The sequence below is a fragment of the Imhoffiella purpurea genome, assembly GCF_000585215.1.
In the GTDB taxonomy this organism is placed as follows: Bacteria; Pseudomonadota; Gammaproteobacteria; order Chromatiales; family Chromatiaceae; genus Imhoffiella; species Imhoffiella purpurea.
This window is the reverse complement of record NZ_AONC01000138.1, coordinates 1-318: the sequence shown is the minus strand read 5'-3', so window position 1 is coordinate 318 and position 318 is coordinate 1. Positions and strand designations below refer to the sequence as shown.

Genomic DNA, 318 nt, shown 5'->3' with positions numbered 1-318 from the left:
TGAGGCATTCCCAGCCCAGATGCACGCAGGCATAGCTGCCGTCGCCGATCAGGATCCAGCGTCGGCGCCCCAGCCACCGCGCCACCAGGCGCGCCATCCCGATCGTCAGCTCCACCGTCGTGCGATGGCGTCTCCCCGCAGCGGCGTCGGCGCGGGCCGAACGCACCAGACGGGTCATAAAGGGCAGCGCCCAGGGGCGCTCGCTCCAGGGCACGGGAACCAGCAACGCCATGCAGATCCACTGCACGCCCAAGCAGGTCACCACCTGGCTGCGACTCGAACGGACCGCATCGCGATACATCCCCTTCGCCCGGATGC

1 protein-coding gene is annotated in these 318 nt (G+C 69.5%); it reads right to left on the bottom strand.

What is annotated here, in order from left to right; translation table 11 throughout:
- A partial coding sequence (locus tag D779_RS20775) for a hypothetical protein (protein WP_198295768.1) occupies positions 1–265 on the bottom strand: 265 nt, incomplete at its 3' end.
- Positions 266–318 lie beyond the last annotated feature (53 nt).